At 59.9% G+C, this 26,092-nt stretch carries 22 protein-coding genes; 9 read left to right on the forward strand and 13 right to left on the reverse strand.

The features are described 5' to 3' along the window. Positions 1-130: 130 nt before the first annotated feature. The 4 genes from WDJ58_RS24910 to WDJ58_RS24925 all read right to left on the reverse strand — a co-directional run bounded on the left by WDJ58_RS24910 (position 131) and on the right by WDJ58_RS24925 (position 3,845). Complete coding sequence (locus WDJ58_RS24910; RefSeq protein ID WP_338918300.1) at positions 131-487, reverse strand: DUF5615 family PIN-like protein; 357 nt, start codon at positions 485-487, stop codon at positions 131-133. A gap of 3 nt (positions 488-490) precedes the next feature. Then, positions 491-865 carry a DUF433 domain-containing protein gene (locus tag WDJ58_RS24915; protein WP_338918301.1) on the reverse strand — a complete coding sequence of 125 codons (375 nt, stop codon included), beginning with the start codon at positions 863-865 and terminating at the stop codon, positions 491-493. 15 nt (positions 866-880) lie between these two features. Beyond that, the gene (locus WDJ58_RS24920) at positions 881-2,491 is read right to left on the reverse strand and encodes an AAA family ATPase (protein WP_338918302.1); all 1,611 of its coding nucleotides are present in this window, start codon (positions 2,489-2,491) and stop codon (positions 881-883) included. A 106-nt stretch (positions 2,492-2,597) separates the two neighbouring features. Further along, complete coding sequence (locus tag WDJ58_RS24925; protein WP_338918303.1) at positions 2,598-3,845, reverse strand: hypothetical protein; 1,248 nt, start codon at positions 3,843-3,845, stop codon at positions 2,598-2,600. A gap of 697 nt (positions 3,846-4,542) precedes the next feature. Between WDJ58_RS24925 and WDJ58_RS24930 the strand changes: the two genes are divergently transcribed. After that, positions 4,543-4,821: an amphi-Trp domain-containing protein gene (locus tag WDJ58_RS24930; protein ID WP_338918304.1), complete on the forward strand. Its 279-nt coding sequence runs from the start codon at positions 4,543-4,545 to the stop codon at positions 4,819-4,821. 139 nt (positions 4,822-4,960) lie between these two features. Here the strand turns inward: WDJ58_RS24930 and ppk2 are convergent, their stop codons facing one another. Beyond that, the gene (gene ppk2, locus WDJ58_RS24935; protein ID WP_338918403.1) at positions 4,961-5,851 is read right to left on the reverse strand and encodes a polyphosphate kinase 2; all 891 of its coding nucleotides are present in this window, start codon (positions 5,849-5,851) and stop codon (positions 4,961-4,963) included. Positions 5,852-6,434: 583 nt separating this feature from the next. Here ppk2 and ppk1 point away from each other — a divergent pair. Further along, entirely contained in the window at positions 6,435-8,828 is a 2,394-nt protein-coding gene (gene ppk1 / locus WDJ58_RS24940) for a polyphosphate kinase 1 (RefSeq protein ID WP_338918305.1), read from the forward strand. Positions 8,829-8,931: 103 nt separating this feature from the next. On the opposite strand, the gene WDJ58_RS24945 is transcribed toward ppk1, so the two are convergent. Then, positions 8,932-9,768: a DUF6166 domain-containing protein gene (locus WDJ58_RS24945; protein WP_338918306.1), complete on the reverse strand. Its 837-nt coding sequence runs from the start codon at positions 9,766-9,768 to the stop codon at positions 8,932-8,934. After that, positions 9,768-10,748, reverse strand: a complete 981-nt coding sequence (locus WDJ58_RS24950) for a transcription initiation factor IIB (RefSeq protein ID WP_338918307.1) — start codon at positions 10,746-10,748, stop codon at positions 9,768-9,770. Before WDJ58_RS24950 ends, WDJ58_RS24945 begins: the two co-directional genes overlap by 1 nt. A 311-nt stretch (positions 10,749-11,059) precedes the next feature. Here WDJ58_RS24950 and WDJ58_RS24955 point away from each other — a divergent pair, with 311 nt between their 5' ends. Then, positions 11,060-11,425: a hypothetical protein gene (locus WDJ58_RS24955; protein ID WP_338918308.1), complete on the forward strand. Its 366-nt coding sequence runs from the start codon at positions 11,060-11,062 to the stop codon at positions 11,423-11,425. Beyond that, positions 11,425-11,994 carry a hypothetical protein gene (locus tag WDJ58_RS24960; RefSeq protein WP_338918310.1) on the forward strand — a complete coding sequence of 190 codons (570 nt, stop codon included), beginning with the start codon at positions 11,425-11,427 and terminating at the stop codon, positions 11,992-11,994. Before WDJ58_RS24955 ends, WDJ58_RS24960 begins: the two co-directional genes overlap by 1 nt. A gap of 22 nt (positions 11,995-12,016) precedes the next feature. Here the strand turns inward: WDJ58_RS24960 and WDJ58_RS24965 are convergent, their stop codons facing one another. The 4 genes from WDJ58_RS24965 to WDJ58_RS24980 all read right to left on the reverse strand — a co-directional run bounded on the left by WDJ58_RS24965 (position 12,017) and on the right by WDJ58_RS24980 (position 17,230). Next, positions 12,017-12,265, reverse strand: coding sequence for an antitoxin VapB family protein (locus WDJ58_RS24965; RefSeq protein ID WP_338918311.1), 249 nt, complete (start codon positions 12,263-12,265; stop codon positions 12,017-12,019). Positions 12,266-12,628: 363 nt separating this feature from the next. Beyond that, positions 12,629-13,474, reverse strand: a complete 846-nt coding sequence (locus WDJ58_RS24970; protein WP_338918404.1) for an RNA-guided endonuclease InsQ/TnpB family protein — start codon at positions 13,472-13,474, stop codon at positions 12,629-12,631. A gap of 113 nt (positions 13,475-13,587) precedes the next feature. Beyond that, a complete protein-coding gene (locus WDJ58_RS24975; RefSeq protein ID WP_338918312.1) occupies positions 13,588-15,264 on the reverse strand; it encodes a transposase in 1,677 nt (558 codons plus the stop codon). 193 nt (positions 15,265-15,457) lie between these two features. Then, positions 15,458-17,230, reverse strand: coding sequence for a PAS domain-containing protein (locus WDJ58_RS24980; protein WP_338918313.1), 1,773 nt, complete (start codon positions 17,228-17,230; stop codon positions 15,458-15,460). 390 nt (positions 17,231-17,620) lie between these two features. Between WDJ58_RS24980 and WDJ58_RS24985 the strand changes: the two genes are divergently transcribed. From WDJ58_RS24985 to WDJ58_RS25005, 5 genes are all read left to right on the forward strand, one after another. Further along, complete coding sequence (locus tag WDJ58_RS24985) at positions 17,621-18,145, forward strand: PadR family transcriptional regulator (RefSeq protein WP_338918314.1); 525 nt, start codon at positions 17,621-17,623, stop codon at positions 18,143-18,145. Positions 18,146-18,369: 224 nt separating this feature from the next. Beyond that, complete coding sequence (locus tag WDJ58_RS24990; RefSeq protein ID WP_338918315.1) at positions 18,370-20,235, forward strand: bacterio-opsin activator domain-containing protein; 1,866 nt, start codon at positions 18,370-18,372, stop codon at positions 20,233-20,235. Positions 20,236-20,999: 764 nt separating this feature from the next. Continuing rightward, the gene (locus tag WDJ58_RS24995) at positions 21,000-21,371 is read left to right on the forward strand and encodes a response regulator transcription factor (RefSeq protein ID WP_338918316.1); all 372 of its coding nucleotides are present in this window, start codon (positions 21,000-21,002) and stop codon (positions 21,369-21,371) included. Next, positions 21,368-22,459: a HEAT repeat domain-containing protein gene (locus tag WDJ58_RS25000; protein ID WP_338918317.1), complete on the forward strand. Its 1,092-nt coding sequence runs from the start codon at positions 21,368-21,370 to the stop codon at positions 22,457-22,459. Before WDJ58_RS24995 ends, WDJ58_RS25000 begins: the two co-directional genes overlap by 4 nt. Next, positions 22,456-23,865, forward strand: a complete 1,410-nt coding sequence (locus tag WDJ58_RS25005; RefSeq protein ID WP_338918318.1) for a glycosyltransferase family 2 protein — start codon at positions 22,456-22,458, stop codon at positions 23,863-23,865. The genes WDJ58_RS25000 and WDJ58_RS25005 overlap by 4 nt, the downstream gene beginning before the upstream one ends. Before the next feature lie 339 nt (positions 23,866-24,204). Here the strand turns inward: WDJ58_RS25005 and WDJ58_RS25010 are convergent, their stop codons facing one another. Both WDJ58_RS25010 and WDJ58_RS25015 read right to left on the reverse strand, forming a co-directional pair. Then, complete coding sequence (locus WDJ58_RS25010) at positions 24,205-25,014, reverse strand: mechanosensitive ion channel family protein (RefSeq protein WP_338918319.1); 810 nt, start codon at positions 25,012-25,014, stop codon at positions 24,205-24,207. After that, complete coding sequence (locus WDJ58_RS25015; protein ID WP_338918320.1) at positions 25,011-26,006, reverse strand: hypothetical protein; 996 nt, start codon at positions 26,004-26,006, stop codon at positions 25,011-25,013. The genes WDJ58_RS25010 and WDJ58_RS25015 overlap by 4 nt, the downstream gene beginning before the upstream one ends. Positions 26,007-26,092: the final 86 nt, after the last annotated feature.

Raw genomic sequence — 26,092 nt, forward strand, 5'->3', positions numbered from 1 at the left:
GGGATAAATCGAGTCGAAGTTACCCCACACAGGATGGGATGTTAGCAGATCTGTGGGGTAACGACGAGGCGAACTAGCGCTCGGACATCGATGGACCCGAGACGTCAGCTCCACTGGAGCAGTGTCTCGATTACTTGACCCACTGGTCGAGAAATTCGACGTGATCGCGGAGCGCGTCACGAGACGGGTACGCGTCGACGATTCGGAGGATAGCAGCACCCATCTCGGTGACGGTGAGTCGGTGACTGTTGATGAGAATCACCCCTTCATGAGCAGTCGGACTGAGCGCACTGAAATCCGAGACGTCCTTCGTGACGATGATGAGGTCCTCCGCGTTGGCGTATGGAAGCACGTCGCTCAAATCGTCGACTCCGGGCTCAAGAACCGACACGACATGGTCTGCCCGGTAGCCGTGCTCGCGGAGATACGTACCGACCGCGCGCTCGACGTTTTCGTCGAGGAGAAACCCCCAGTCGTCGCCCCCCATGCCCTACTCGGAATCGGTATTGGACGGGGTAACACCCTCGGGCCGAGTCTGGTCGGCCCTCTCTCGAAGTTCCGCTGCGGTGGTCTCACGCTCCTCACGGACCCGCTGCATCTCCTCAGGATTGGCGTGGTAATACGCGAGGGCGTAGTAGATCTCGGCCACGTCAAGGTCGTATTGATCGGCGACGTCGTGGGGATCAAGGCCCAGCTCCTCGACGCGTTCGTACAGCTGGAGGACGGACACCCGCCGGCCGGCCACGTGGGGTTCGTCCATGAGATCGTGCGCAATCGGAGCCGCCTGCTGGGCCATCGTACAGGCGTCTATGCAGTAGAGGGATTTGAACGTGTGGGCGATCCGTATCAGTACTTTCTGAACCATTCGAGGAAGACGATCTTAGAGGTAGTCGTCGAGCGTTTCGTAGGTGTCCTCGGGGTACTGATTCGGTTCGGCGACCGCCCACACCTCGTTCTTCAAGGCAGCCTTCGGCGAGGCCCCGTCCTCGATGTGCTCACAGAGAATTGTGAGATTCCGGGTCGAGAGCGTCGACCAGGTCTCGTTCTGTCGGGTCTGATGCGCGAACCGAACGATCTTCCGGAGGGTCGCCCGGTCGACGACCTGGTGCTCGCGATTGACCTGGGCGTCGAGCGTATCGAGTTCCGTCTCGACGTCTTGGATGTAGGGATGTTCCAGTGCCCGGAACCGTCCGCGAGTAGCCGAGTTCATCGGCTCGGAATCGCGGTACTCCCGCGTCGGCGGGTTCATCGTGATCACGAGCCGAGCCGAGGGATGCGGTTCGACGAGTTCGCCGTGGGCCTTCACGAGGAGCGTCCCCTCGTTCAACAGCCGGTGGAGGGACATTGCAGCTCCGGCGCGCATCACCGGGAACTCGTTGAGCACGACCACACAGCCGTTCAGTAACCCCTGTTTGACGGCGCCGTTCCGCGGGACGATCCGCCCGTACTCGTCCGGCGTGAGTGGTCCGAACAGGTCCTCGGTGTGCGTGGCTTCATCACAGTCGACCGAAACGTAGCCCCGGTTTGTCTGGTGGCAGAGATACTTGATCAGGTAGTTCTTCCCCGAGCCACGGGGCCCGACCAGCCGGACGGGGACGAGCCCCCGAGCGAGCTTCTTCGCGAGCAACTCGTCGTTCGGGAGTTGCAGGCGTGGTTCGACCGGTACTGCGGGGGGAATAACACGCCCCTGGTCGTCGACCGGGAGCGCGTCGTCGCCGGCGTCGGGATGGGTCGCGGCCTTGGGCACGTCGGGGTGGTCCGGATCGTCGAGGATGTGGAGACCCGTCGCAACCGTGTCGGCGGCGTTGCGGCCGATCGTACTAACATACTGGGCCTCAGGGTCGTCCGGATCGAGGTCCTGTGTTCGGTACAGCGGTTCGCCGACCGGTGTGCCAGCAGCCGCGAGATCGGTGACACGGGCGACGCCCCGGTCGGTCTCGGCATCGACCCGTCGGGCGTAGCGATGCGCCGCCACGGTAGCGAGCCGCGTCCCGACGGGGATGTGCTGGGACGCTTCCTGAATGATCGCCGCTGCTCGACTCTCGGTGAGCGGGCCGGTCAGACCAGTGAGGTCGTCCACATTGGCCCCGGCGAGATCGCTGAACGTACCGTAGCCTGCCTCGTGGAGTGCCTCGTTGATACTGTCAGTGACGACGCTCACAACGCGGAAGTCTGCAGTGGTGTCGTCGCCCTGAGCAGGCCCGAAGGCCTCGACGAGGACCTCAGGTTCCGAACCCTGTGGACTGACGCCGGTGATCGTCGTGCTCCCGCCAGGGGCCCGATCCAGGGTATAGATACCCGACTCGGCCCCCTCGTCGATGAGGTCAGCAGCGGCCTGCTCTCCGAGGTCGACGAAATCATTCACGCGTAAGGTCACTCGTTCGAGGGGGATTCGACCACCCTCGCGCTGGAGCAGTCGCTGGACGAGATGACTCAGGACCTGTTGTTCATCGGACTGGGCGTCGGAGCTATCGCTCGTGGTTGAAGGCATGGTATACTGGGATGGTAGTCGGGGAACAGCCGTGCGTGACTGTCGTACCCGTCATCCGATTGGAGATGCGAAATCGGTGGGCCGGTGACACACGAACCGACCGGCGTTAGCCATCGTTCAGCTGCCGCTGAACCTGGTCGTGAAGCCGCTGGGCCTGCTCGTCTGAGAGCGCAGCTTCAGTGTCGACATCGATTCCTGGGATGTCGACGATGTCCTCAAGAGCATCGCTCAGAGTCTGTTGATCCTCGTCCAGCACCCGTTCGGTCGGCTCATCAGTCTGGCAGTCGTGCTCTTTCACCGCCAGCTGGATCATCATCGCGGGCGTTCGAAGGAGCTCACCAGCGACCTCGAGATACTCCTGGTGAGTATTCGACGCCCACGACCCTCCATATTCGTCGAGAAGCGCGAGTAGCAACGAGAGTTGCAGATTATATACTGTCGGCCGCGACGCGGGCTCGGCGAGCGTCGTCGCTCGGTCGGCCGCCAATAAGGCGTACGTCTCGGCGATGCCCCAGTAACGGTAGCAATCGGTCGTCGAGAAGGGGAGTGTCTCGAAGTCGTAGGCGATCGCTCGGGCGCGCCGTATCGTCCGGTCAACCTCGACCATCCGCAGATCGATGTCGTCGTAGATCGACTGCCACCACTCGGTGATGGGCACTCGGTCGTTCGCCCGCTCATGGGCCGCATCGGTCGCCCGGCCGTAGTGCCGTCGCGTGTAGCGCTTACCCGTGTCGGGAACCACCGCACCGGTCTCGGGGAAGTAGAGGATCGGTTTCGCCCAGAGGGTCTGCGTGCCACGGAAATCATAGCCGGTCTCGAAGCCGCCGTACACGACTATGTCCGTGCCGTCCATCTCGGAAACGGCTGTCAGGCCCTTAGTGTCCGTCTCCGGGTCAGACGCCTCGCCTCCAGTGACGGTCTGCTCGAGGCCCGGACAGACGACGAACAGTTTGAGCAGGCCGCCCCAGTCGCGGTAACTGGCCCAGCCGAAGGCCTCCGTCTCACCACGGTGCTCGAGCGCGTCGACGATCGGGAGGTAGGCCTCCTGTGGGTTGATGATCGAGTAGCGATCGGAGGCGATCTGCCACCGGAATTTGACGTCGTACCCGAGCGCATGGAGCGCTTTCCGGCGCTCGTCGACGATATCCTGGTGATCCTCGACCGGGACGATCGGCTCACCACGAGCCTCTCTGGCCGCCGCGTCGAGTGACTGGCCGGTTTCCGCCTCGAATCGCTCTGCGTCGAGGCCGTGAACCGCCTTGATCGCCTCTGCGTCGACGGTTCCGTCGGTCGCGACGAACTCGTTGGTCGTCCAGAGTTCGCCAGAACTGGCCCGGGGAAGGATCGAAATCACCTCATTGAGTGAGATCGGTTCGTCGTCCCCACACCGGACTTACGGTGAAACGGGCCGAGTCTCCCGAGCTCGGGTCGCCGCCGCGTCCGTGAGGCCGACGAACGGGACGGTGCGTTCCTCGGCGAGGAGTGCCGCGACGGGAACCGGATCGGCTTCCGTGACCGGGGCGGTCGAAGCCCCGTTTGCCGCTTCGCTGGTTGGTTGCTCCCCGTCGCTGTCTGAGGTGTCGATACGAACGTCGGTCTGGGTCTGTTGATCGGTCGCCATGAGCGTCGGTGCAGGTGGGACCATTGAACCGGGGACGGGCATGTCGTGACCGCTCAGGTCTGCCGTTCGTGACACGACTCGTTGCGCTTCCCGGTGCTGGGTCCCTCGCTCCCTTGTGGGAGCTAAAACCCGTATCGAGCGGTCCAGCCGAGGGATTCCGACATCTGCTCATACAGTAACCCCACCCTGACGATCACCCGAAGCCGATAATATACATGGAAAGTGGCTCTCAGAAGTCTTTGGATGGTCCCGGGTGACAGGTACTCGAATGATTGAAATCGTACTGACCTACTCAGAAGAGTGTATTTAGCAACCTATCGTCGTCGTTCCAGTATGCTGGCGATAGTACTGTTATTAGATATATATATCAACTATGATATATTTTTCACAGATACGCATCTTCAATAGCCTGTCCATCGTATGTCGAGGAATGCCCGAAGAAACGCTGTTCGAATTCGAGCGGAACATGGACACAGCTGAAGTCGCACAGTACCTTCGAACGGTCGCAGACCACTTGGAGTCCGGTGATGAATTCACTCTCGAATCCGGTACCGAGTCGGTGACACTCACTCCCCCGAGACGCGTCGAGTTCGAGGCCGAGGTCGAACGCGAAACGTCGAAGTCTGGGGGTTCAGCGGAGATAGAACTCGAGTTCGAGTTGGAGTGGGACGAAGACGGAACCGGTACTGGAGATCTCAATATCGAGTGAGGAATCTCTTACAAGCCGAAATCGATACGATGTCGAACACGTGGCCCAGAGCACCGAAAGGAAAGGCTGGCCTGAGCACACCTCGCTTGCATCGGGCGAGGATGCACAGCGGCAACCGCACGATACGAGACCGGAGCGGTCAGGATCGCTCGACGTCGGTCGCCGGTGGGTTCGACCCATATAGCGCAGGCACCCAGCTCTGGCCGTCGATCGCCGGGCGCTCGTAGTTGGGGTCTTGTTGTCGGTCCGGCAACTCGGTCGGCCCGGGCATGGTGTCCTCGTACTCGATCTGTGAGAGGAGGTGACTGATACAGTTGAGCCGGGCGTGTTTCTTGATGTCAGCGTTGATCACGTGCCACGGCGAGTTACTCGTATCGGTGTAGGTGAACATCGCGTCTTTCGCCCGCGAGTACTCGACCCACCGCTCTCGGGCTTCGAGGTCGACCGGGCTGAGCTTCCAGCGACGTTTCGGGTCGTTACTGCGCTTCTGGAAGCGTCGTTCCTGTTCCTCGTCACTGACCGAGAACCAGTACTTGATGAGGATGATCCCCGAGCGCATGAGCATCCGCTCGAACTCGGGGGCCGACCGGAGGAACTCTTGGTACTCCTCGTCGGTACAGAAGTCCATCACGCGCTCGACGGTCGCACGGTTGTACCAGCTCCGATCGAACAACACCATTTCGCCGGCCGCCGGGAGGCGTTCGACGTACCGCTGGAAGTACCACTGACTCTGCTCGCGTTCGGTGGGTTTGCCGAGCGCGACGACTTTCACCACCCGGGAACTCGTCCGGCGAGTGATTCGGTGGATCGTTCCGCCTTTGCCAGCCGCGTCTCGACCATCGAAGAGCACGACGACCCGGAGTCCCTGCTCTTTGACCCACATCTGGAGCCTGACGAGTTCTTCCTGGAGACGTTCGAGTTCCCGCTCGTAGTGCTTGTTCTTGATCTTGCCGCTGTCCTTGTACAATTTCTCCTCGTCGACGGTGGTCAGTACGGACTCCTCCGCCGGTAACACCGGGTGCTCGGTCATCGGAGCAGCCGCCCCTCGTCTCCGCCACTGGGTATCGATGCGTACACGTAGAACTATCAATGGTAGTGGTACATAACTCTCTGCCCACGAAACGCAGGCCACTTCCCCGACTGTGCGGTGTCCGGGGAGGCGCTCGGCGAACACGCCGGTCGGCCGTCCACGGCGAACCGTCGATATCAGGGAAGCTGGCGTGCATCGAACTGGAGTACGGGAGAAGGCACGGCTGATACTGTATCTCTCGCTATCGTGTGCGTGATCTCCCCCAGCGCCGGCAAATGGTGCGTCTCGGGGCCGACAGGGTATATTCCGTTCCGAGGTACGACACCACTCCCGGTGGCTGTGGGTGCGATGCTGACCCGATGACCGATACACGCTCCCTATACAGCAGTATCAGGGGAGGCTGCCAGGATTCCGTCTAACTGGATTGCTGCATAGAGAAAAACATGCAGCAGTCCGGATCTGCTCGTGCAGACGCTCGCTACCTGCGAGTACTCATTCCGGGTTCAGTCTCCGAATACCAACGTGACTACCCACATTGGGAAGTATGAGAACTCCCAATATAGATGCGGTCCTAAGGGAACAAATGAACGAATCAGATCTGACGGAGCCTCCGTACTACCTCAATCGAGAACTCTCGGAGCTCGATTATCAGGAGCGTGTTCTCAGTGAAGGCACGAACGATCGCAACCCACCACTCGAGCGCCTCCGATTTCTTGCGTTCTTCACCAAGAACACCGACGAGTTCTTCATGAAACGCGTCGGCGGACTCACACAACAGGTCACAGCCGGCGTGACTGTGACGACACCTGACGGCCGCACACCCAGCGAGCAGCTGGATGAGGTCATTGAGGCCGCACGACCACTGTTCCGCCGCCAAGACACCTACTGGCAGACCGAACTCAAACCCGAGCTCGCGGACGTAGGTATCGCGATCCGTGAGTACGACGACCTGAACGGAGAACAGCGCGATCAACTCCGGACGTACTTCGAGGAATCTGTTCTTCCCACCCTCACGCCGCTCGCCTTCGATCCCGCCCACCCGTTCCCGTTCATCTCGAACCTCTCCCTCTCGCTCGCCGTCCTCTCGACGGAGACGGGTGAGGACACGACGTTCACGCGAATCAAGATCCCGCCAAATCAGCCCCGTCTCGTCGACGTCCCGGACACCTCCGAACAGTACGTCCTGATCGAGGATCTCATTGAGGCAAACCTCGACATGTTCCTCCCCGGTCTCGACATCCTCGATGTCTCGAAGTTCAGGGTGACGCGGAACGCCGAGGTGCGGCGCAACGAAGAGGTCGCCGAGGACCTCGTCGAGATCATCGAGGACGTCCTCGAGCAGCGGCGGTTCGCGACCGTCGTCCGCCTCGAAGTCGACGCAGATATGCCCGATGAGTCGATCTCGATTCTGACGGAGCATCTCGACGTCGATGATCGCGAGGTCTTCCACCGAGAGGGCCCGATCGACTACGAGGATTTCTTTACGCTCCTCGAGTTGGAGCGGCCGAACCTCAAACTCCCGTCGTGGACACCACAGCCACATCCGCGACTACTGCCGCAGGCTGGCGACGGCCGAATCGAAACGACGACGACGATCTTCGACGAAATCCGCGCGGGCGACATCCTCGTCCATCACCCCTATCACGCCTTCGATGGCACGGTGCAACGGTTCCTCGACGCGGCCGCGAATGACCCGGACGTCCTCGCAGTGAAGGCCGCGATCTATCGGACAGCGAGTGACTCGAAGGTGATTCAGAGCCTCATCGACGCTGCGGACAACGGGAAACAGGTGGCGGTGATGGTCGAACTCAAGGCGCGCTTCGACGAGAGGAACAACCTCGAATGGGTGCGCCGCCTCGAAGAGGAGGGCATTCACGTCGCCTACGGGACCGTCGGGCTGAAGACGCACACGAAGACGGCGCTTGTCGTCCGTCGAGAGGAGGATGGAGTCCAGCTCTACTCACACGTCGGCACGGGCAACTATCACTCCAAGACCGCCAAAGGGTATTGCGATCTGGGACTGCTGACCGCTGATCGTGACGTCGGGCAAGACCTCACGAAGGTCTTCAACTTCTTCACCGGGCCGACGCTCGACGAGCGCTTCCGGAAGCTCCTCATCGCACCGGTGACGATGCGTGAGCGCTTCACAGAGATGGTTCGTCGCGAAGCCGATCACGCCCGTGCTGGCCGACGTGCGCGAATCGTCGTGAAGGTGAACGGCCTCGAGGACCCGAAGATGGTCGAAGAACTGTATCGGGCCTCGATGGCCGGCGTCGACATAGACCTCATCGTCCGCGACATCTGCCGACTCCGGCCCGGCCTCGAGGACGTCAGCGAGAACATCACCGTGCACTCGATTATCGGGCGATTCCTTGAGCACGCCCGTATCTTCTACTTCGAGAACGCCGGCGACCCCGACTGGTACATCGGCTCCGCGGACTGGATGACGCGCAACCTCGACTACCGCGTTGAGGCCGTCACCCCCGTCGAGGCAACGCGACTGCGCAACCAACTCCGATTCATTCTGGCGGCCTCACTCACTGACAACCGCCGCCGGTGGGTGATGCAGAGCGACGGGACCTACGAGCAGGTCACACCGGGCGACGAGCCGGTACGGGACATCCAGGAGATCCTGATGACGGCTACGGACGCCGCCCTCGAACGCGGCTACGGACCTGGTATGGAAGTTGACATGGACCTGATCGTAGAGGACTTTCTCATCGAACCAGTCTCCGACGAGGGTGTCGAAGGTGACCGTGACTCGTCAGCTGCCATCGACGATTCCGATGGGTACGAAGAAGATCATTCGGGCAGCGGGACTGTATCAGTTTTTGATAGATACGCGGAGCACTGCTATCATCCCGACAGCGAGACGTACGAATGGGCGGTTCGAACGGGAGACGGCGACCGTCGGTACTTCAAGACGCGTGACGGGGCCCGTGCCCGGCTTCGTGCAGAGTACGAGACATCCTCCTAACCCAAGAGTATTCCCGTCGTTAAGTTCACTGACCTCGACCTTGGTTAGTAACCGATACCCAGGCTGTGTCTCGCACGCCGATTCTATCAGATATAGCATCGTATTAGAATCCATCTACAGATTGCTCTGTCCCCCCACTATCAGTAGCGGTCAACGTCTGTTGGTCGTCATCATACTGTGGGATGTACTCCTCGCCACCGAACCATCGAATGAACGTGGCTCGTCGGGCCCGGAGTTGCTTGGCCGTCGATCCGTCGATATGCGGCCTGTCAGTCAGGGAGGTGGCGTACAATACCCAACTCGCGAGCTCGCCCATCGTCTCGAACTCGGACACCAGTGCCCGCTTCGCAGCCCCGGCTGTGAGCCCGAGGTTCATCGAGACCCACTGCTGGGTGACGGGCTCCTCGGCCGGATCGAGCGTACCGGTGTGGATTTCCTGTAGGCGTCGCAGGTTCGCCCGCTGGTTGCCCTTCATCCAGAGGACATCCTGGTATCGACGAACGAGGGCAATCTCGGTGGCGTAGTCGATCTCATCGAAATCGATCGTCGCGATGTCGATCTCCTCCGGATTCAGCGCCGTATTCTCGGGATACTCTCGATGAGCGAACTTCGTTCGGAGGTCGCTCTGCTTGAGGGCCTGGGATCGAACCGTCCAGGAATCACCGGTGAGCCCGCGCTTCACGAAGTTGGTCGCGAACAGGTGATACTCGTCGACGGCAACCTCGAGTCCGAACGTCGGCGCAAGCAGCGCGATCGCCAGCTGGCAGGCCCGGTCATCGTCTGCGTCGGGTCCCCAGTCGAACACACCCGGTGAGACGCGGTGGACGAACAGGTGCTTATCCAACAGGGTCTCACCAGCGTAGACGAGACAGCCGCCGAAGGTCTGCTCACCGCGGTAGCTCCTGGCCCGGTGGGCCGATCGCCGATAGCTGGTATGCATCAGACCGACAGGTCCCCCTTCTGTGCCTGCTCATGATCACTGGCGCCGAGACTGGCTCGAATCTTGTTCAACTGGGCACGAATCGTCATCGCCGATACGTCAGCGAGATCGCCGAGCGCAGCCTGGGTGACCCGCTCGTTGTTCTCCCGAGCAGCCCGGTAGACACAGGCCGCCGCGACGCCCGTCGGCCGACACCCGTTGTCGACACCGGCCTCGCTGGCCCGTCGGGCGAGGTCAAGGGCCCGCTGGCGGGTCGCTATAGAGAGATCAAGGGCTGAGATGAGTCGAGGCACGTACTCGGCGGGAGCCACTGGGACAGCTGGCAGGTCCAGTTCCTGGTTGAGAACCCCGTAGGCATTGCTGACCCGAGCATGCGACACCGATGTAACCGCCTCAATCTCGGCGAGCGTTCGTGGAAGCCCGGTACACCGACACGCCGCGTAGACACTGGCGGCGGCCATCGCCTCGATCGAGCGCCCCCGAATAAGATCCTCCCCCGCGGCCGTCCGGTAGAGCGCACAGGCCTGATCCCGAAGGCTCTCGGGGAGTTCCACCGCACTCACGATGCGGCGAACCTCTGCCAGGCCGTGCCCGAGGTTCTGCTCGGCCTTGCTCGCCCAGCGACCGCGGGTCTGCTCCCGGCGAAGACGGCCGAGCTGTCGGCGCTTCCGAGCCGGGATGACGGTCCCGTTGGCATCAGTGGAGTCGTAGCCGATTTCACTCGATAGCCCGCGGTCGTGCCGAGTCGGCGTCAGCGGCGGGCCTGTCCGCTCGGGATCATCGGGCTGGTCCTCGAAGGAGCGCCACTCCGGGCCGTGGTCGATGGGGCGTTCCTCGATGACGAGTCCACAGTCCGCACAGGCCGTTTCGAAGCTATTCGTGTGGACGGTACCCCCACATTCGGGACAGCCAGCGGTGGACCCGTTCACTGTCGCGATATCCTCGTCGAACGTCCGCTCGTAGATGTCTCTCAGAGCCATGGTGCATCACCGAGGGCGCAACTGGTTCGCGACCGACCCTCGCACCCCGTTGAGGCAGATAAATCAGGCTCGATCGGATCCTATCGGTCCAGCGCCGTTGACACTCGCAGATCCACGTTCCAAGCTCCGATCATGGCGACCTATCGTTGTCTCGAACACCTTCCTGCCGCGGTCGGGAGAGCTCCAATTCGCTGAGAGCCTATCCCGATAGACGCCGACACGCTCGTGTCCACACCAAGCCACCACCGATGGCCATCGGTGTGCAATACGACGAAACGGTTATCAGTCTATGTGCAAAACTTGCACATAACATGAGCGCGAGTGACGAGCCCAGACGAGTCCACTTCCAGTCGCCGGACTATCTCGTCGAGCGGCTTGATGCGATCGCCGACCTCTTCGACAAGGATCGGACGGATCTTCTCGTCGAGGCGATCCGGGAGTATATCGAGGAGACCGCGAACAGCGACACCTTCCAGGAACTGGTCGCAGCGAAGTACTACGACGGCCAGCTCGAGTTCGAGACGGTCAAGCAACTGGTCGGCGCCGAAACTGCCCAGCGACTGCGGCTCCTCAAAGCGGATCTCGAGGGGGAACCGCTGGACCTTGCCGCGCCCGAAAACGTCGACATCTACGGTGGGGACGCGACGACAGTCAGCACTGACGACACTGAGGGGTGATGAGCGGACCGCGCTTGCGGACGGTCGTCGTCGACACGAGTGCGCTCGTCAGCCTTGCTGTCCCCCGTGCCGACCCCGAGTATGACACCAACAGTGCCCCGGATCCGCTCCAGTATCTCCTCACCTCGTGCGACGTCTTTCTTCCGCCCGAGGTCATCGAAGAGCTTCGGGACATCGCACAGTACAATGATATTCACGGCGCCGCTGCGACGAACGTGCTCGCCGCTCGGGACTACTACACGATCGAGAACCCGTATGAACGAGAGGGGACGCCCGGCTCACGGCCCACGTTCGGGCTCGACGATGGCGAGACCGACGGGATCGTTCTCGCCAACGCCCTGGATGTCGACGGCTTCCTCACTGACGAGTTCGGCGGTACGAATTTCGCACTCGTCCACGCGGCCCTTCGTGGCCCACGAATCGTCCCTACTCCCCGGCTCATCTGTGATTACGCTCGCAATGGCCACATGACGACCGAGGCAGCACGAACCCTCATCCAGACGATCAGCCCACATCGGAGCTGGGGAAACAGCCCCTACGTCGCTCAATTGTTGGCTCGCTTGGACTGAACCTTGCGTTTGGGATGGTGGATCACCCGTCGGCGCCCTCGCCATCGAACGCCTCACGAACGGCCTCGAAGCAGCTGCCATCCCGGTCTCGAAGGTCCTTGACGGCCTCCTTCGCCTCGTCGGCCTCTTCGCTTGTGAGGAGGCCGGCGACGTCCTCGGGATTCGGCCCCCGAATCAGTCGGTGGAGCGTCTCCTCCATCGTCTCGTCGTCGCGTTTATGCGCACACAACCACGCGTAGTATTCCTCCGATACGCGGATCGTCTTCACCATGTCATATATTCGAATATATGCTCTTCAAGAGCGTTACGCTCCGCTAAACCAGCCGGGGCAGGATACCACTCGCCACCTCAACCTGGTGAAGGATTCAAGAAAGAACCGATATTGGTCCTCGGCTCAAGATGGAGGAATCGAGGTCTATGGATCCGTCGGTGTGGCACGGTCTGATCGTATTCGTGGGGACAGTGCCAGTACCACCGCACTTGGGACAGCCAGCGGTGGACCCGTTCTCTATCGCGATATCCTCGTCGAACGTCCGCCCGTAGATGTCTCTTGGAGCCATGGTGCATCGCGGAGGGCTCGAGTGGTCTGCGACTGGCCCTCCCACTCTCTTGTGAGTGGTGAATCGCCTCGGGGTCAAGCCCCGAGGCTTCCCGTTTCTACGACGCGCTTTGCAGAAACACGCTGAAACTCAGGTGTGTCCGTAGGGAGCGCAGTCTCCACGGGCGTTGATTCGGGCCATCCCAGCCCTACTTCAGAAAAGCCTCTCTGCAACACGTTCATCGCCGCGTTCGCATCCCTGTCCGTCTCGAACCCACACGACGGGCACGAATGCTCACGTACCCAAATGGGTTTCTCCGTCTCCACACCACACGATGCACACTCTTTGGTCGTCCCTCGTGCTTCGACTTGAACGACATGGGTCCCGTACAGATCTCCCTTGTATTCGAGCAAGGTGATGAACTGACGCCACGCGGCATCCTGCTTGTTCCGAGCGTTCCCGTCGCTCTGAAGCATTCCAGCAACATCGAGATCTTCCACGAATACGGCGTCGTACTTGCGGACGAGCCACGTCGTGAGTTTGTGTTGATAGTCAAGCACTTTCCACCGAATCTGACGCTTGACTTTTGCCACTATTAGCCGTTGTTTTTCGTAGTTGTTCGAGCCGTTCTGCTTGCGAGACAACTTGCGTTGCTCACGGCGAAGACGCTCGTAGTCGTCTTCGAGGTCGAGCCAGTCAACGGCCTTGCCGTCGCTGGTGTGGATGTAATTGAGGATACCGAGGTCGATACCGACGCTGTTGCTTGCGTCCAGCGAATCCACATCGGGTTTCGCGGGCAGGTCGGCATCGTCGGTTTCGAGGCCGAAGGAGACGAACCACTCTCCTGTTCGTTCTTTCTTGATGGAAGTTGAGACTACACCGGGTTTAGCGGGGTTGTAATGCGTGGTTTCGGTCGAATCAGTGAGAAAGAGTCGCTTCAGATCGCCTCAAATTCGCCCCATCATATCAAAATAGGAACTAGATCAGTCGTTTTCGGAGACTCCCCGCAGTCTTGCCACTCAAACACCGACGCTATCTCGGATTGAGAGCCCCACTACCCGATTCCCGTCTCCTTCTTCAGCAGCGTCAGCGTATTATCTGCCGTCACCATCGGCGAGTGCTCGTACTCACCAGTCAACTCGACCTGCACCAGCAAATCGACGGCTCGCCAGATCGAGTAGAGCAGACACGCGAACGCAAAGTAGAAGAATCGGAGACCGAAGTCTTTCGAGGTAGTCGCAGCCATGAACCGCTTGATCGACTTGTACCCGCTCTCGATTTCCCACCTGTAACCATACTCAGTGAGGTGTCCACTCCCTCTATTCGTCATGAACACCGAATACTGCCGATGATCGTCGTGCTCGGAGTCCTCTTTCCGACGGTAGATGAGCGTCGTCTCGTGCCATTCGTTCTTGCCGAGGTGGAGCTTCCGGTCGGTCTCGTAGCGGTCCTGGTCACTTTGGAGCAATCGCTTCGCCTGCGCCTTCTCGCTGGTCTGCATCCGTTTCGGGACGACGTACGACAGCCCGCGTTGGCTGATCATCTCCAGGACGTGCTGGCTATCGAACTCCCGGTCCATCAGCACGTTATCGACGTGAACGAGGTCCTCGGCGGAGTCGAGCAAGTCTTCGACGATTTCCAGTCGTGTCTCTCCCTTTCGAACCGGGCGCGCGTCCAGTACGATCGGGACGACGTTGCCCACGAGCTGGACGGTCGCCCACTGGTAGGCGTACTCGCCGGTCTTCTCCTTCGTCCCGATGATTTCGCCTTCGTGTCCCGTTCTGTCACCAGTAAACGGGTCTGCCTCAGTAATGTCGATCGCGACGATTCCAGCCCGGAAGAACTGTTCTGTCTCCGCAGCTTCGTTTAGGAGTCTGGCGACGGCCTGTCGGTACATCTCGCGGATCTCCGTGATGGAGAGGGCACGGATCTGCTCGCGATGAGCGTGGCCTAACGGCGTCCGGTCACGCGTCGACTCGTAGGTGAAACTCCGAGCACCCTCGTTAGCAGCGAGATTCTCACGGAGCCCCAGATATGTCTGTAAGCCCCAGTAGGCGTTCTCATGAATTTCACACCCATCGCCACGGTCCAGCGAGAACGTCGGGAAGACGATCCGGCTGACGTGGTTCGTGATCGTCTCCGTCCGCTCCAAGACGTGTTGCTCGTCCGGTGTCGAATCATCGTCGTCGCTGTTCCGATGACGGAGCTTCCGCTCAGGATCCCGTGGGACCGAGACACCTGCATTCTGGGCTTTGATGAGAATGGTCCGCGCAGCTGTCTCGACTGTACGACGAAGCTCAGCAGTGAACCGTTTGTGCCAGCTGCGCCAAAGCGTCGATTGGTCCGGCACCGTCTTCAGACCGAATTGCTCGTAGAGTTCTGGACGACACTCGAAGTACTCAACGAGTGCTGTCTCATGATCCCATCCGTGACACTCTTTCAGGACGAACACGCGAAAGAGCGTGTCCATCTCGTAGCGAGTCGGCCCCGCGTAGCGGTCGTGAGCCTGGAACTCGAAATATGCCAGCGGGAGTAAGCGGACGAAGTTCTCAACCGACTCGTGGCGATCGTGTTTGAACCAGGTCTGTGACACTGTCCTGATATCTGATTCCAGCCCGTCGAGTGAACGCTGATCGTACAGCGGCGTCGCATCGTATACTGGCCAGTCGGCATATGGTCGGTGGGCGATTCGTCGGAAGACACTCCGTCGAGACTCACGAGTCGGCGCCACTACGTGATTCCAGAACACGACATGCTCAAAAACGCAGCTACACGACTGCAAGAGAACGAGTCAGCGGCTCTGTCGGGACCTCTTCGCCGCCCTCCGATCTGGTTCGACAGATCCACCCACTATACCAGCAACGGAGGGATGGCAGACCACCCCGTTCGAATGTCAGCGACGAAGACGTCAAGACCGGATTCGGTTACCCAGTGAGTTCGACACCAGTGACCTCGAATCGGGCACCGCCGTTCGCACTCTCCGCAACGGCGATCTGCCAGCCGTGTGCAGTCGCGATCTGTCTGACGATGTTCAACCCGAATCCGGTCCCCTGTGCTGCCGTCGAGTACCCCGCTTCGAAGATATCGTCTCTGTCGCTCTCCCCAATCCCTACCCCATCGTCCTCAACGTAGAACCCGTTCTCGATTGTCCCGACTCGAACCGTCACGTCATCTCCGCCGTGTTCGATCGCGTTCCGGACGAGGTTCTCGAACAGTTGTTGGAGTCGATCCGGGTCCGCTGTAATCCTCACGTCGGTCTCGCACTCGATCCGCAGGTGGGCGTCCTTCGTCTCGACGGTCTCCCAACAGTTCTCACAACACCCGACGAGACTGACTGACGCCGGATTCGTTATCGTCTCCCCTTGGCGAGCTAATTCGAGGACATCAGCAGTAATGGCTTCCATTCGGTCGAGGGCAGTCATAACGCGGTCCAGATGCTCGGTCTCTCCCGTGTCCTGTGCCGTTTCGGTGAACGCTTTGGCGACCGAGAGGGGGTTGCGAAGGTCGTGAGAGACGATGGTTGCGAACTGGTCGAGCCGCTCGTTCTGTCGCTGCAGTTCGCGTTCGCGCCGCTCCCGCTGGCTCATATCGGCCACGGCCCAGACGGTGCCACTACCGTACTCGTCACCCAGTCCAGTGACGCGCGACTCGGCGGGAACCGACTCGCCCCTCGCCGAGAGTAGCCGCCACTCGAGGGGGCTCGCCTCGTTCGGAGGTACTTGTTTGTGGAGCGATTCGACCTCCGCCCGAGAGTCTTCGTGAACGATGCGTGACACGGGAGCGCCGAGCAACTCCTCGCGGTCGTACCCGGTCAACGCGGTCAAGCGCTGGTTCACCAGGTCGAACTCGCCGGCCTCGTTCAGAACGAACACCCCGGCCGCGACGGCATCGATCACTCGTTGGTACCGCTCTAACTCTTGTTTCCGTTCCTGTCGGGCGGTGATATCTCGGATCGCCCCGATCATTTTCCGCGGCTCACCATCTGTAGCAGATATCACGTATCCGTCGTCCTCGACGACAATGTATGAGCCATCAGCGCGTCGGAACCGATATTTGCCCGAGAACGTCTGCTGGCCCGCAGTGAGCTGGGTCTGGAAATTCGACCGGATGCGGTCACGGTCGTCGGGATGGATACGATCGATCCACCACTCGAACGAGAGAGACCCGTCGTCGAGAGAGTACCCAGTCAACTCCGAAAACCCCTCTGAGACGTGAACCTCGTCCGTCTCCGGATCGCGTTCCCAGACGACATCCGAGACAGCCCGTAGTGCGTATTTGTTCCGACGGTTCTCCCTCTCGAGGGACTGCTGCGTTCGATACCGCCCGGCGTAGTTGCGGATTCGATTGGCGAGCAACTCGAACTGATCGGCTCCGTCGTGCTTCGAGAGATAATCCGTCACGCCAGCAGAAATCGCACGACTGGCGAGCTCCTCGCTGCCTGTCGCGGTGAACAGAATGAACGGTACGTCGGGATGGGTCTCTCTGACCTGATCGAGGAGTTCGAGGCCGTTCATCTCGGTCAGCTCGTACTCAGCAACTAGACAGTCAGTACCGTGGTTCTCGCGGAGTCGTTGTAGGCCGGCCTGTGGAGACGTCTCGCCGATTATGTCGAGCGATGGCCGTCGTTGGAGTGTCGTGACTGATCGGTCGAGAAAGGCCCGATCGTTGTCGATGTGGACGACACGATACTCCGTCATGACTCTCTCTTCATCCTGTTAGAGGAGGGATTGTTTATCTTTTTGCACGCGAATCGGGATTTCAACGGAGCCACGATGTTGCGTTTATGTTCGGACCACCAGTTGTCGTTCGTTTCCCGACCCTGATGGATAGAATGCGCATTGGTCGATCGTCCCGACGGCAGCCGAGAGGGAGTCTCGGACCTTCGTTCTGAGTGCCCGCTACCGGTCCTGGACATCTCGGCCTCATCACACTGCTCGTCGGCTCCGCACAGCCTTCCGGTCAGACCGCCCTAACCAGCCCCTTCCGTTCCCTGTAGGAACGGCAGAGCCTGACAAATTCTTGTGGCGTTATCAGGGAGAGAAATCCCTGGCACCTATTTATCGAAATCTGGACGAAGAAAGGTAGAGATGCGCCAGAGGATATCGGCGGACGAGGATTCGGGGAGATCTAGTCGAGTTACTGTCGGATCGCTGTTGGCTGAACTGGAGGACTACGAGCAGATCGACATCGAGCCGTCGGCGCAAAGCGGGACAGAAGGGCGAGAGCAGGAAGAAGACAGACCACAGGAGGTTCTCACAACTGTCACAAACGCGTTGTTTCCTGGCGCAGGCTTCAGATTCGATGAAGACCTCATCAAGCAAAACCTCGACGAGACGCTTCTGATGCTCGTCTCACTTCGTGAGGGGGGGATACACGGAAAAGGACTGATGGACGATCTCGCGCGCCTGTTCAACGCCCGTCTCAGCCCGGGGACGGTCTACCCACAGCTTCACGAACTCGAAAACGGGGGGCTCCTCCAAATGCACGAGAAGGTCCGCACCAAGGAGTACAATATCAGCGATGACAGGGGGGTGCGCACCCGTCTCGAACGAAGTATGTATCAGCATCTCGCATTCGGGTATGCGATCTACCTCGCGCTCGAGGACGACTGACCCGGTCAATTACTCGTCGACGATTTCTATGATGAGACCTGTATGACCCTCCCGGTACCATCAGCGGTGATGCGACAAGAGATCTGACCGTATCCATCGAGAGCATCAGTCACAATTTTCAAGTATATTTCCAGAGAGCCGTTATCAACCTCGTTCGGTAAACACAGTCTTTTCCGAATACCGTCAACGGAACCCTCATTTACCAATCGAAGTGTCACTTACGCATGGATGATCCCGCGAAGAGTGACACAGAAGAAAAGGTCCTCACCGTATTCAAACGGGAGGACAACCGTGGCGTTCCTCTGACGACGAACGAGGTCGCAGACGCGCTCGACTGTGCCCGTCGGACAGCGTACAACAAACTGGATACGCTGGTGGAGCGCGACCTATTAAAAACGAAGAAGGTTGGCGCCCGAGCGCGGGTCTGGTGGCTTCCTGCACACTCTCACGACAGCAACAACAAAGCATCCACGTTCGCCCGGAGTTTCAGCCTCTCAGAACTCGAACTCTTTTCTCGTCTCTGTGATGCGAGCCCGATCGGTATCGCGCTCGTCGATTCGAACCACTCGATCGTGTTCGCGAACGAACGCCTCGCGGAGATTCTTGGGCGGTCGGTAGAGGAGATAACCAGTCGGAGCTACAGCGACTCTGACTGGAAGATCTACGACGAGTATGGCGATCCGATCCGCGAGGGAAACCATCCCGTAACACGCGTGTTTCAGACGGGCAGACCGGTACGAACATTTCGACACGGCATAACACGTCCCGATGGAACGGAACGATGGCTGTCCAGCAACTCGGCACCGATCGTAGCTGACGATGGGACGATCGAGGGGGTCATCGTTGGACTCGAAGACGTTACCGGACTCAAAGAACGAGAGAAGGACCTCCAGTCACAGCGGTCCGAGTTGCTGCGACTCGATCGGATCAACTCGGTGATCCGGGGGGTCGCACACGAAATGACGAGCGCGAGATCCCCCGAGGATGTCGAGAACGCGGTGTGCAGGCTGATTGCGAACTCTGAGCCGTATCTCTTCGCCGTTCTCGGCCAGTTCTCGTCATCGTACACCGAGTTCATCCCCCGCGCATCGGCCGGCGTCGGCGACGAGTATCTGGATGCGATGCTCGACAACCCGGACGCTCCGCCGCTCGACCAGGGCCCCGGTGCCATAGCGGCCAAAACGGGCGAGATCCAGGTGGTTCAGCACATCACCGACCTTCCCTACGAGTACTGGCAGGATGCCGCCGAGAACCATCGATTTCACTCGTACGCCTCGGTACCACTCACACACGGTGAAGATGTCTATGGGGTGTTGGGCGTCTATGCGAAACTCCCGGCCGCATTCGATCGAGAAGAACAATCACTGCTCACTGAACTCGGTCAGATGGTAGGCTACGCACTCGAGACCCTGGAAACGCGTGAGAAATTACGGCAAGAGCAGGTCGTCGAACTCACGTTTCGCTCGGAAGCATTGGCCCGATCCATCACCGGAGAAGACAGCGATACGCTCCGCGTGACGGGTGACAGTATCGTCAACGTGGCTGACGACGAACATCTCCAGTTTTATACCGTTAAAGGAATTCATGCGAAGGAAGCTACTGACTTGCTCGATCGCTTGCACACGGGGGAGGTACGGCTGCTCAGCACGACTGACGATCGCGTTGAGATGGAGGTCCGAATGCCACCGGAGAGCCTGGCGTCACGTCTAATCACTGTCGGAGGTAAAACCGCGTCGATCAGCATCGAAGACGGAGTGTTCACACTGGTCGTGCGACTTCCGGACTCGGCCGATCGGCGTTCGGTGACATCAAGCGTCCGAGAGGTGTATCCGGAGCTGGACCTCGTCTCGGAGGACCTCGTGTTTAGTTCACGGACGTTTCGACACGTAGTCGAGGCACGATTGACCGATCGTCAGATATCGACGCTAGAACTGGCGTATCAGATGGGATACTTCGAACAGCCGCGCCGGGGTACGGGGGAGGATGTAGCCGAACGAATGGGGGTGACACCAACGACTGCTCATCGCCACATGCGAAACGCTGAGAAACGGATCTTTCAGGAGCTGTTCGACATGTCGGGGCGGGGATAGGCCGAGGAGTCGGATCCATCGGCACCGTGGGTACTCGCGAGTTTCATGATCCTTGAATGGCTCTCGCTGGTCTCGGATCCTCACTCGGGTCGTTCGACGGCGCTATTCTTTGCGGAACCGGAGTGATGGCCAGCCCGTCGGGAATCAGCCCGAGAACGTGAACAGTTACGCTATATGGCTATTATCTATCGAGGTGAGCATATCTCTACGCAGCCATTGGCGCTGCGTACGGGGGAGAGGTCCGTGGCCGACGGTCCGTCACGGACGGAGTGAGTGAATCAACAGTTCACTATCTCCGTCGGTTCGTTGAGCCGATACACCTGCGAAGCGGCCAGGCGAGAGAGGGACCGCAGACGCCTGTTTCGCCGAATAAGACCGATCGATCCTATTGCTTGGTGAGGAGTGGATGAAACGCCTGCTGATTTCGAACGTAGTTGAATATCTGACCGTGGCGTCCACATATGACTGAACCTCTGGTGACTCGGAGTGGCCGCTCGTACAGGAGTTGGAGATATCCACACCAGGGAGGGACCGTGAACAGTTACGGTGGAGTTTTTTCATCCCTGGCCACCATCGAATGAATAATTGATTTGGCACAGTCTCGGATCGGTGTTCCTGTGTTGGACCTATGGACAACGGACACTCCAGCTGGACGAACGTCTGAACTGCGGAGGCAATGATCTCGAGTTCCTGTACCGCGGTCCGTGAACCCTCTGTTGAGTATTCAGACTCGGAGGACTCACCAAACTGATCGGAATGGTCTAATGATGGGCTCAGTTTTGATCGCCGACGACGACGCGGAGATGCGCGAGTTACTCCGGTTCAATCTGGAGAAGAGCTACGACGTGACGACCGTTACTGACGGTGAAGAGTGTTGGAATTATCTGAATGCGCATGCGGATGACCCGCCCGACCTAGTCGTCCTCGACGTCATGATGCCGGGGCTGGATGGCTATCGGGTTCTCGATCGAGTCTCAGAGGACGACCGGTTCAAGGGAGTGGATATCATTATGCTGACGTCCCGCGGGAGAGACGACGACATCGTTCGGGCACTCGAGAGCGGCGCGGCTGACTACCTGACCAAACCGTTCTCTTCGAGTGAACTCATTATCCGAATCAAAGGCATCCTCTCATGAGCATGGCTCCAATCACGTCATTCGACCTCATTCTATTCATCTCGGTGGTACTGCTTGCGGTTCTGGGAGCGACTGCTATCGTCACGCTCGGTCGCGCTGTTCAAGCCGCTAGACACGATCGACGGTCCGAAGCGGTCCGGCCATCGGTACGATATGAGATCATCGAACGGATGAGCGCATCCGATCCGGGGTGGGAGCAATGGGTGAATGACCTCGACCCCTTCGAACGTTTCGTCGCCAAGGAGGAACTCCAGGGCTACCTGCGACAGGTGCGTGGCAAGGACCGGGAGACATTGCAACGGCTCGGAGACACACTCGGTATCGACACCTGGGCAGAGTGTATGTTCAAGAGGGGTGACCGGTTCGATCAGCTCGCGGCACTGACGTGGATAGCATTACTCGATATCGATGTCACTCTGGAGACGCTCCGGGCAACCTGTATGGCTCACCCGGATACCAGGGCTGCGGCGGCCCGGGTTCTCTACGAGCAGGATCATCCGGCTGCGACAACAGAGGGAACCGATGGTCTGCTCGCCGAAAAGCGACCGCTCTCGATGCTCGGGCTCGATACACTGTACCAGTTGAACAAAGAGGACCCCAGATTTTTGTTAAGTCGTGCTGAACAAGCAAGTGATTCCTGGCCGGACTCGCTGCTGGTCCAAGTACTGCGTGTTATCGGGGAAGCCGGCCCGACGAGTCCCGACGTCTCGCTCGACTGGCTCGGCTCCCTATTCGCCGATGATTCACCACTCGTTCGAGCCGCCGTCGCAGACGCACTCGCAGGCTACGGGTGGCACGACCACGCTCGAACGGTCATCGAGATCGAGAACGTCCGAAGAGACAGTTCGCCACGTGTCCGACAGGCGGTCTACCGCATGCTCGGTTCGTGGGGTGACCAACCGGCCCGCGACGCGCTCCGCGACGCAATCCGGACGGAGTCCGATCCACGGTCTGCAGTCGTCGCGATCGAGGCGCTCAGTGAACCGACATCCCGGCTGGGTGACGCTGAACTGTCCACGGCTAGCCAGACAGCACTGGCCTGGGTCGAGGCGACATCTCCGAATACCGAGGCGGAGGCCGCCGGATGAGCTCTTTCGGGACGTTCCTGCTCCTGACCGGCTGGGCCATCCTTTGTTATTACCTGCTCATCAACGGCGTGTATTTCCTCGTCCACGTGGCCGCACTCTTTAAGCTCAGAACCGATCTCAACAAGCGAGAGTGGGGACCGATGTACCAACAGTTCGCGTCCCCATTTCTCCCCGGTATCGCTGTCATCGTCCCAGCATACAACGAAGAGACGGTGATCGTCGAGAGCGTGCAGTCCCATTTGAACCTCAACTATCCCGACACGGAGGTCATCGTGGTTAACGATGGATCCTCGGACGGAACGCTCGACCGCATCCGCACGGAGTTCGAACTGTTCCAGATCGACGCTCCGGTTCCCTACGACATTCCAAGCGAAGAGATCCGGGCGATCTATCGCTCGGCAGATGCCTCGAATCTGGTGGTCGTGGACAAAAAGAACGGCGGCAAGGCCGACGCCCTCAACACAGGGATCTGGCTCACTGATCAGCCGCTGTTCTGTGCGGTCGACGCTGACTCGCTCATCGACCGTGAAGGGCTCTTGCAGGTCGTACGACCGTTCCTCGAACGTCCCGAAGAAACCGTCGCGACCGGCGGCACCGTTCGCGTCGCCAATGGGTGTCGTGTCGAACAGGGGCAAATCAAATCGGTGGATCTTCCCGACAACATGCTTGCCGAACTGCAGTCCATGGAGTACCTTCGGGCGTTCTATTCTGGCCGGCTCGGCCTCGATCGGCTCAACTCGTTGCTCATCATCTCTGGTGCATTCGGGATGTTCAAGACGGATGTCGTTCAGGAGGCCGGTGGCTACGACACAGACAGCGTCACCGAAGATTTCGAGATCAGCGTTCGTCTTCACCAGTACCTCAAGGACCAGGGACGGGACTACCACGTGGAGTTCGTTCCCGAGCCGGTCGTCTGGACCGAAGTACCTGAGTCCCGGGACGTCTTCAGTCGCCAGCGGCGTCGATGGTATAGAGGGCTCCTGGATACGATGATTCGACATCGAGGGCTGATGGGTCGGCGGCACTACGGGTCCGTCGGTCTGTTCGGGTATCCGGCGTTCTTGCTCGGCGAGATACTCGGCCCACTCGTCGAGGGGTTTGGATACGTGATTGTGCCCACAGCCTTCCTGCTCGGCGCAGCTGATGTGGAGTTCGTACTCGTGTACTTCGCGATCACCGTTGGGGTCGGTGTGTTCCTCTCGTGGTTCGGTGTCTTCAGTGAAGTCTGGAGTTTCCGACGCTACGATCGTCCCCGGGAGATCGTCCGCCTCCTCGGCGATGGCGTGCTCGAGAACTTCGGATTCCGGCAGTGGAAAACGTTCATCGCCTGGCGAGGTCTCTTCGAGTATCTTCGCGGCGACACCTCGTGGGGCGAAATGCGTCGCTCGGGATTCGACGAAAACTGAGACAGGAGATCAGCTTGAGTTCGTTCTCGGTGTGCCGGGGCATTGTTCACCCCCAATCACGATCGGATCTCGTGGCGGCGAACTCCATAGAGCTTCAATTCCGATTTTAGGAATTGTTCACATTTTCGATAGACAGGTAGTGTTGAACGCTGTCAAAAGCGGGCTGTAAAAATCAAGAGTACATATTCAGGAGAAGCCAGTACTCGTTTCAGGAGGTAGAACACGAACTAAGCCGTTACAACGAGCGGACATCTAGCTGGGCCTGGGAAGTAATCAGCTCCGGTATCGACCGTCGAGACACGCGCTTCGATCGGTCGAACCGGCAGGCGACACGTAGAGTCAGCGGTGTCCGGAGACGTGGACAGGCGCTTCAGGCATTTCGATCCCTTCGCTGGCGAAGGCGGCCATCGAGCGCTCTGTCACGTCCGAGGCGAACGCGAACTCATCACGCAGGTCGGCCACATATGCCTTGCCGCGAATCATCCGATAGTAGGACTCGTCCTCGACCAGAACCGCGAACGGGTGATCGTCGTCGACGTAGACGTACTTCGAGGTCACCATGGCCTCCTTGACGATCGCACTCGCCCGATCGACATCGGCAGAGGCAGTGACCGCGAGTTCGACGACGACCATCATCTCCGGGTGGCCATCGTTGGCGTTCGAAACGTTCGCGGTGAACAGCGTGGCGTTCGGAACTCTGACAGCGCTGTCGTCGGGCGTCGTCAACGTCGTCGCCCGGAGGCCGATGTCGGTCACTTCACCGTAGTCGCCGTCGATGGTGACCTTGTCACCGACCTGGTACGGACGCTCAGTGATGAGTACCAGCCCGCCGATCACCCCCGCGAAGAGGTCCTTTAGCCCGAACCCGAGGGCCGCCCCAAGCAGTCCCGACACTGCGAGCAATTGTGCGGTCGAAAGGTTGAGTAACGGTCCCAGAACCAGAAACGCCGCGATCCCGTAAATTAGAAACCGCAGTATCGGGATCAACATCTTGATACTGATTCGCCGACGGGGGGTCCGTTCGGCGACAGCGGAAAGCACATATCCAAAGATACGGGCAGTCACGTACGCGGCCACAAGTACGCCCACGCTTCCCACGAGCGTCTCCGAATCTATCCCCAGATCTACTAGTGACTGGAGCACCGTCACAGTATCCGCCCCCGCTCAGTCGCCGCTTCGGTGGCCGGCAGAGCCGCCGGGACCAGTTCCACGATGCCGTTCTCGACCGTGACGAGGCCGTCGCGCGCGAGGCGTCCGAGGACCCGGTCGAGTCCGTTGACGACCCTCGAGAGCTGTGTCCGATCGATTCGCTCTTTCGCAAGCACGAGCCGCAGACAGAATGCCTCTTCGCGGTCCAGATCTCGATCGGACGCGGGGACGGCGATGTCACTCGGGCGCACCTCCGTCCCCTGACGGGCCTCCCAGACCGCGGTGGCAACGCCGAGGTTCCCCCTGGAGATCGCAGCGAGCCGGCCAAACGTCACGTCCTTCGGATCCAGATCACCACCCGAGAACAGTTCCTTGATCACGACCGGGCTCACCATAGGGACCGGCACCGACACCGACCGATCCCGCCAGTCGAACTCGTGGCGTGTGGTGACCACCAAGCCGCCCCGGTCGGGATCGTCGGCGACGAACGTCGGCACCTCATCGTACCGACTGAGGACGAGTTCTGCGATCCGCTCTACAGGAAGGGGCTGGACCTCAACGGTGAACGGAAACTCCCGGTCGAGGGCCTGCACCCGGCTGAGGTACGCCCACGCGTACCGGTTCCAGCCGGTCACCACCGTCGCATCGATGCTCGTCAGATCGTTGAGAAACGCAGACAGCTCCTCGAAGCCGCCGATGCGACGCTCATACAGGTGCTGGCAGTCCTCTATCACGACAGGGCCGCCGTTGATTTCCGCCCGGATTCGGTCGATCCCATCACCCGGATCAAGGCTGACTCGGGTTGCGTCCAGATCCCACACAGCACGGTCTAAGACGGACTCCCGTCCAGAGAAGGGGTCGCCTACGATGGCGACTGGTCCGGCACTCTCACTCGAGAGGACCGCCCTGAACTCCTCGTAATCGTCACCGAGGAGCGTGGGGGCGTCGACGTCCAGCCCCCGATGCCCCTTTTCGACGGTGTTATCACTCATATACCTCAATTTTTGCGTCGAGTCGATGATAATACCGCGGGTCGACCTCGCCAGGCGGTCTCGAGGAACCTATCGATCTGTCTGGT

The sequence above is a fragment of the Salinirubellus litoreus genome (assembly GCF_037335815.1).
Lineage (GTDB): Archaea > Halobacteriota > Halobacteria > Halobacteriales > Haloarculaceae > Salinirubellus > Salinirubellus litoreus.